Raw genomic sequence first — 1,918 nt, 5'->3', positions numbered from 1 at the left:
TCGTTGCATATGCACCAAGGTACGCCTATGCAGATTTCTGAGATGGCTGCAGACGGAACGGTGGATTTTGCCATCGCCACTGAAGCGCTGTCTCACTTCAGTGATCTGATTATGATGCCGTGCTATCGCTGGAATCGCTCCGTTGTCGTACCTAAGGATCACCCTTTGGCTCAGTTGTCAAAATTGACCCTTAAAGACTTGGCGCAGTTCCCGATTGTCACCTATGTGTTCGGTTTCACTGGGCGTTCTAAGCTGGATGATGCGTTCCAGCGAGAAGGTCTGGATCCGAAGGTGGTGTTTACGGCAGTAGATTCCGATGTGATCAAAACCTACGTTCGTCTGGGTTTGGGTGTTGGAATTATCGCGACGATGGCATACGAAGAAGAGTTTGATAGCGATCTGGTCGCGTTGGATGCGAGTCATCTGTTCGAATCCAGCACGACAAAGATTGGTTTCCGCAAAGGCACCTTCTTGCGTGGATATATGTACGACTTTATCGAGCGTTTTGCACCGCATCTGACACCGGATGTTGTGCGTCAGGTCCAGTCGGCAGGTAACCGGGCAGAGATTGATGAAATTTTTGCCAATCAGGTGTTGCCGGATCTATAAGATCTGATCGTTACAGCGACCAACAGAAAAAAGGAGGCTAATAGCCTCCTTTTTTTGTGCCTGATATGTTGAATGTGCCTATGCGTTCAGGTCAAAAGCCTGCGCCAGCTTTTCGTAACTTTCGCGTCGTTTTTCAAAATTGTGGGTGACCGCAACCACCACGACTTCGTCGACATCGTAGAATGCGGCTTGTTGTTCGAGTACGCCCCGACAATATTCGGGGGTGCCAGTAATCATTGAATCCCGTGTAATATCGAACGTATGCTGATCTGAAGGTGACAGCTGTTTGTATAGATCCATGCACTCTTCCGGTGGTCGGATGCCTTCACGAATACCGTTTGAGGCCTGAATCTTCCAGAAGGTGTGGGATGCCGCCAGTAGCTTCGCTTCTTCACTGGAATCCGCACAGATGACCGCGCTGGAAATCATGGCCTGAGGGGTCTGCATCAGGCTACCCGCGCGTGGTTTAAACAGTTCGCGGTACTTACTGATGATCTCTGCCGGACGCTCGTGGGTGCCGATAAACAGGGCCAGCACAAAGCCAACGCCATATCGTGCGGCGAGTTCGATACTCCCGGCAGCGGAGCCCAGTGTCCAGAGTTCGGGCGCGGTGCTGTCTGTGGGTGTGACCTGTAAGCCGGAAAACGCATGCCCGTCGGGGATCTGGTTGTCAGCGAATCCAACCAATGCTTCGACCAGGTCAGGATAGCTCTCTCGGCTGACCGGGGTATTCGGGTAGGCGAGGGCGCGACTTGGCAGTTCTGCGCCGCCCGGCGCACGGCCAAAACCCAGATCAATCCTGCCCGGGAAAAATGCTTCTAGCGTACGGAACACTTCAGCCACTTTATAGGGGCTGTAGTGGGACAGCATAATACCGCCGCTACCGACCTTGATCCGTTTTGTATGGGCGGCAATCTGGCCAATGACAATTTCCGGGCATGGGCTGGAATAGCTCGGTGTTGCGTGATGCTCGGCGACCCAGTAGCGGTGATAGCCCAGCTCGTCGCAGGTCTTCGCCAGTTCCAGCGTGCGCTGAAGGCCATGGGTCTGGGAGTTGCCATCGTGGGCGGGAGACTGGTCTACAACACTCAGTTTTAACTTCGTCATGATTATAATCCCGCCTTGTCCAATGCATGCTTGGCGATTTCAAGATCCTGCTCGGCACTGCCACCTGAAATGCCGAGGGCGCCTAAGACAAGTCCGTCTTGTTGAATAGGGAGTCCGCCCGGAAAACCCGTGAGCAGGCCGTTGCTGAGCTCGATGCCGGTCAGTGACGCTTCCCGAATAAGCTTGCCAAAGTCACCGGTAG

The 1,918-nt window shown here is 53.6% G+C and carries 3 protein-coding genes; 1 reads left to right on the top strand and 2 read right to left on the bottom strand.

The window, feature by feature from the left end:
• On the top strand, positions 1–609 hold a 609-nt coding region (locus tag ABYW01_RS20575; RefSeq protein ID WP_372836369.1), incomplete at its 5' end, for a LysR substrate-binding domain-containing protein.
• 78 nt (positions 610–687) lie between these two features.
• Here the strand turns inward: ABYW01_RS20575 and ABYW01_RS20570 are convergent.
• Together ABYW01_RS20570 and ABYW01_RS20565 are read right to left on the bottom strand one after the other, a co-directional pair.
• Positions 688–1,716 carry an MsnO8 family LLM class oxidoreductase gene (locus ABYW01_RS20570; RefSeq protein ID WP_372836367.1) on the bottom strand — a complete coding sequence of 343 codons (1,029 nt, stop codon included), beginning with the start codon at positions 1,714–1,716 and terminating at the stop codon, positions 688–690.
• Positions 1,717–1,718: 2 nt separating this feature from the next.
• The coding region (locus tag ABYW01_RS20565) for a heme-binding protein (protein WP_372836365.1) at positions 1,719–1,918 on the bottom strand (200 nt) is incomplete at its 5' end.

The organism is Pontibacterium sp. (genome assembly GCF_041587635.1).
Classification (GTDB): Bacteria; Pseudomonadota; Gammaproteobacteria; order Pseudomonadales; family Balneatricaceae; genus Pontibacterium.
This window is presented reverse-complemented; position numbering and strand designations above follow the sequence as displayed.